Raw genomic sequence first — 5,337 nt, 5'->3', positions numbered from 1 at the left:
TTGTCGTCGCCGGCAACGGTCACGGTGGAGCCGAGTTTTTCGATATTGGTGCTGCCGCTGTCGCCGTTGAAGGTCAGGCCTTTGTTGTCAACGGTGGTTTTGGCATCTACGCCTTTTTGGATTTCGGCTTTGGTGCTTTGAGCGAGATCGATACTGTAATTAGTTGTGACGGCACCATCGGCTGCAGTTGTGGTATTAGAGTTCAAATTCAAAGCATTGGAAACTTGTACCGTTGCTTTATCTGCGCTGACGGTATAAGTGGTTTCTTTGCCTGAAGTTGTTTTATTAACGTGCGTGTTGCTGCCTGCCGCTACATTGGTTGTGGTTTTGGCATTATTGATGGCATTGGCTACATCGCCAGCAGTCGCCACACCGGCAGTCGGTGTGGACACTGTGCCATTATTATTGACAGACAATGTGCCTTGGGTGACATTAATTTGAACTTTTGACGCATTCTCGCCATCGGTAACCGCAACGGTCGTCAAATTACCATTGGCGTAGTTGACTGTACCGTTGTTGTTGATACGGGATTTGTCTGCACCGTTTTGTTGGATATTGTGTCCAACATTGTTCATAACTGTGTACAGTTGGCTACCATTGACCGCATCGGTTGAAGTGGCGGAAATACGACCTGCGGCAACATTCTGGATTTGGCGTTCATTGCCGGCACTGCCTACAGAAACCGCGCCTGTTGTAGAGGATGAAGAAGCAGCATAGCTGACATTGGTCGCAGCGCCGCTATCGTTTTTGAATGAGGCATTTTTAGCTGTTGCGTCAAAATTATTGGCCGCGCCGACAGCACCATTGCCCAAAGCGACAGAGTCTTGAACAGAAGCAGTAGTACCGTTACCCAAAGCAACAGCATTGACGCCTGTAACATTCGCTTGATTGCCGATAGCAACACCATTTGTAGCTGCGCTTGTCGTAGATGCAGATGGGCCAATGGCAATTGAGTTTGCACCTTTCGCACCATCGTTATTCCAGTTTTTGGTGCCGTCAGTGCTACCATCAGTTGACTTAACAGAGAAATAACGGATGCGTTCGAGCGCACTCAATACGCCATAAAGTTGAGAGCCATTGATGGCATCAGTAGAAGTAGCAGAAATATCGCCAGGGGATACATTGATGATTTGGCGTTCATAACCTTTAGAACCGACAGACACAACATCACCGGCATCGGTAGTTTGACCGCCTGCCCAAGTGTAGGTTACACCCATAATTTCGCGTTGAACGTATGCCCGACCTTCTTTATCGGTTTTAGAAGCCGTACCCAAAGCCACAGAGTTCAGCAGAGTTGCTTTTGCACCTGTACCCAAAGCTACACCGCCAAAGGCAGTGGCCTGAGATTTGGTACCGATAGCCAGAGACAAATCGGCAGATGAATTAGACTGCACACCTAATGCAACAGAACCTTGACCGGCAATAGTATTACCATAAGAACCGTAATTCATCGTGTCACCAGTCATCTCTTTATAAATATCACGCAGACTTTTACCGCTCAGCGTATATTCACCGGTCTTTGCACCTTGGGCATTGTATTTGATAAATTTATCCGTTGCATTGCCAGAATATCGAGTACCACCTACCGCATCTAAATCATCACCACCAATAGCAACAGATGAATTACCATTAGCCAAGACATTGCCGCCAACCGCAATAGATTGGTCTCCCTTTGCCCACGCACCCTCAGGTCTGCCCTGTGGATCAACACGGTTACCTGAACCAATAGCAATAGACTGAGTTATCTTAGAACTACTTGAATCGCCTACTCGAGCCGTATTACCAATAGCAATATTATTGTGCGTTACATTCACATTCATAATATTTTGCGAAAGAACCCCAGATGCACGTCCAATAGCAATCGTACCAAGGCCGGTTGCATTCGCGTCTGCACCAAGTGCAATAGCACTTGATGGCGCACTACCCGAACCTGGAGAATTTGCCACTGCATCTTTACCGATGGCAATGGTATTTCCAGTTTGAGCTTGGGCTGAATTACCTATGGCAATAGACTCACTTTGATAACCCACTGCATTGGTACCGATTGCAATGGCATTTTGCGCATTGGCTGCAGCCTGACTGCCGCTGCCAATTGCAATGCCGTTTTGACCTCTTGATGTGCTGGATTGGCCCAAAGCCATTGAGCCTATACCAAATGCTTGCGCCGAATTGCCTAATGCCGTTGTGCTCGTATTATCGGCAAGAGCATTCTTACCTACCGCTGTCGCTTGCGTACCATTTGCTTTGGAATCTGCACCCAATGCTGTTGAATCTGCAGAAACAGCATTGGCACTTTTACCTATCGCTGTTGCATGTGAACTACTTGCACTTGTATCTGCACCCATCGCAACAGCATGATTTTGAGTAGCCTTGGCATTTGTACCAACAGCAAGGCTGTTATTATGTGTTGCATTTGCACTCGTACCTACCGCAACTGCACCATTAGCCGTGGCATTGGCTGATGCTCCTACTGACAGAGCACCAATACCGGTCGCTGTTGCACCGCTGACCGCAGTAGCACTGGTTGGAGGATCAACCGCAATTAGCCCACGTCCCGCAGTTGCCGCATACGAATTACCTGCACCCAAAAGAGCTGCCGAAATCACTGTCAATCTGAAAACTGTCGCGATACCATTTTTACCGGATTCGGCAGATACATCTGCACTGTTTTGTTCGGCAGACGATTTCACACGGCCTTTGGCCAATTCGGAAGTTACGACAAAAGATTGAATCGTACGGTTCCAAACAACTTTAAATATCTTATTCATTAGTGTGTCTTTCTCTTTTTATGATGGATAAAAGCGTAGGCATGAGCATGACGCTACTTTAAAAAAACTATTGCGGAGGATTTCCCAGCAAATGCTTGCTTCGAGCTGACGTTTATTGTCACTTTGAGACGAAATTTAGGTCTTTTACTATCTCGAAGTGGGATAGTATTTCATACTTACTAAATATCCGCTAGTCAGAAATATCGACCGATTATCTTTAATTTCTAAATAAAATCACGGCTTTCTACCCAAAAAACCAATTATCAAAAGGGCTCCAGCCATATTTCTATTGATAAGCGGTGTGTTGTATTCCATTGACAAGTCACAAGTAAACACAGTAATCATGCAACCCACATGCCAATTATTTGGAATATTATTCAAAATGAATTACTTATTTAAAAAAACGAAAAAGAAAGGCCGTCTGAAATGTTTCAGACGGCCTTTAATGAAATGATATTGAACAATTGCTTAATTGAATAATTTGTTTTTTGAGCTATCAATAAAATCGGCAATATGCTTTTAATACGTCATAGAAAAAATACGCATATCCCTACTTATACAGACGCGGATGGTTTTACAAACCGAATACGGCAATATCGCCCTTGCCTTGACGAATCAGCTCAGTGCCATCGGTCATATCGATAACCGTCGTCGGCTCAGTACCACACCAGCCACCATCAATAACCAAATCAACAGCATGCTCAAGACGATCTCGGATTTCGTATGGATCGGTCAATGGCTCTTCGTCTTCAGGCAGCATGAGGGTGCAACTTAAAATAGGTTCGCCCAATTCTTGCAAAAGTGCCAAGGCAGTAGCGTTATCGGGAACACGCAGACCGATGGTTTTACGCTTGGGGTGAAGCGTGCGATTGGGTACTTCTTTGGTTGCCTGCAGGATAAAGGTGTAGCTGCCGGGCGTAGCGGCTTTGAGCTGGCGGAATTGGGCATTATCTACTTTGGCGTAAGTACCCAATTCGCTCAAATCGGCACACATCAGGGTCAGATGGTGTTTTTGATCGATTTTACGAATCGTGAGAATGCGCTCCATCGCATTTTTGTCGCCCAGTTTACAGCCAAGCGCATAGCAGGAATCCGTAGGGTAAACGATAACGCCGCCACTGCGGACAATATCGGCAGCTTGTTTGATGAGGCGGTCTTGGGGATTATCGGGATGGATGGCGAAAAATTGTGCCATGTTTTTTCCTTATCATTCTAATGGTTTGTTGTTTGACATTTTAAAACTTATTTGGCCGTCTGAATATTGGATTTCCACCACCATGAATGGATTTAGCCTCTACTACAACACGGCTGCACCCAGTGATACCTTATATATAATTTTGATTTACCGGCCGATATCGAAAGTCAATTTAATACACTATATAATGCATTATTTTGTTTGAAAGTCATCTCAATGCCTGCTTCTTCCCTACCTTCCCGCCGTTTGTCTGTTGCCCCCATGCTCGATTGGACAGACAGACACTATCGCTTTATGGCGCGACAAATTACACGCAATGCTTGGCTTTATAGCGAAATGGTCAATTCAGGCGCGGTAGTTTATGGAGATAAAGACCGCTTTTTGAGTTTCAACGAAGGCGAGCAACCGGTAGCGTTACAGCTTGGTGGCTCAGATCCGCATGACTTGGCAATCGCTGCCAAAGCGGCTGAAGCGTATGGCTATAATGAAGTCAACCTAAATTGCGGCTGCCCCAGCCCACGCGTTCAAAAAGGTGCTTTCGGCGCTTGCCTAATGAATGATGTAGATTTGGTGGCAGATTGTTTGAACGCGATGCAGGATGTAGTTGAAATTCCGGTGACGGTCAAACACCGCATTGGTGTAGACAGGCAAACAGAATATCAAGTCGTAGCAGATTTTGTGGGAACACTTCGCGAAAAAACAGCCTGCCGCACATTTATTGTCCATGCACGCAATGCTTGGCTGGACGGTTTATCCCCGAAAGAAAACCGCGAAGTTCCGCCACTCAAATATGAATACGTATATCGCTTAAAACAAGATTTTCCCGACTTGGAAATTTTGATTAACGGCGGCATCACCACCAACGAAGAAATCTCCGAACACTTAAAATTTGTCGACGGCGTCATGATCGGGCGCGAGGCTTATCACAATCCAATACTGATGCGCGATTGGGATGCGCTGTTTTACAACGACGCACACGCACCAATCCAATACGCAGATTTAGCAGCTTGGCTATACGCATACAGCCGCGAACAAATCGCCTTAGGACGCGGCACCATCCTACGCCACATCGTCCGCCATGCCCTAGGCTTGATGCACGGCCTAAAAAATGCCCGCACTTGGCGCCGTATGCTCTCAGATGCCGCCTTGCTGAAAGACAACGACGGCAGCCTGATTCTAGACGCATGGAAAGAAGTCGAACGCGCAAATATTTGGGACTAATGCCATATCGTGCGAATAAATGAAAGGCCGTCTGAAACATCCAATGATGTTTCAGACGGCCTTTTAAATTACATATAGAGACCTTTGCAAAATTCCTTTCCTTCCAACAGCCGAAATCCAAACAAGGGTTTTCAGCTGTTTTCTCCTCCAATC

2 protein-coding genes and 2 pseudogenes are annotated in these 5,337 nt (G+C 46.0%); 1 reads left to right on the top strand and 3 read right to left on the bottom strand.

What is annotated here, in order from left to right; genetic code table 11:
• The 3 genes and pseudogenes from ACTHSP_RS17500 to ACTHSP_RS17490 form a co-directional block, all read right to left on the bottom strand.
• Positions 1 to 2,261 (bottom strand): annotated as a pseudogene (locus ACTHSP_RS17500) (hypothetical protein); the annotation flags it as partial.
• 102 nt (positions 2,262 to 2,363) lie between these two features.
• Positions 2,364 to 2,768: pseudogene (locus tag ACTHSP_RS17495) on the bottom strand (ESPR-type extended signal peptide-containing protein); the annotation flags it as partial.
• A 574-nt stretch (positions 2,769 to 3,342) separates the two neighbouring features.
• Complete coding sequence (locus ACTHSP_RS17490; RefSeq protein WP_004521114.1) at positions 3,343 to 3,963, bottom strand: L-threonylcarbamoyladenylate synthase; 621 nt, start codon at positions 3,961 to 3,963, stop codon at positions 3,343 to 3,345.
• Between the two features lie 216 nt (positions 3,964 to 4,179).
• Between ACTHSP_RS17490 and dusA the strand changes: the two genes are divergently transcribed.
• The gene (gene dusA, locus ACTHSP_RS17485) at positions 4,180 to 5,184 is read left to right on the top strand and encodes a tRNA dihydrouridine(20/20a) synthase DusA (RefSeq protein WP_254347301.1); all 1,005 of its coding nucleotides are present in this window, start codon (positions 4,180 to 4,182) and stop codon (positions 5,182 to 5,184) included.
• Positions 5,185 to 5,337: the final 153 nt, after the last annotated feature.

The organism is Neisseria sp. P0001.S005 (assembly GCF_051963715.1).
This window is presented reverse-complemented; position numbering and strand designations above follow the sequence as displayed.

Excerpts from the sequence above, each read along its gene's own strand:
- ACTHSP_RS17490 (WP_004521114.1), bottom strand. The coding sequence starts at position 3,963 with ATGGCACAATTTTTCGCCATCCATCCCGATAATCCCCAAGACCGCCTC.
- dusA (WP_254347301.1), top strand. The coding sequence starts at position 4,180 with ATGCCTGCTTCTTCCCTACCTTCCCGCCGTTTGTCTGTTGCCCCCATG.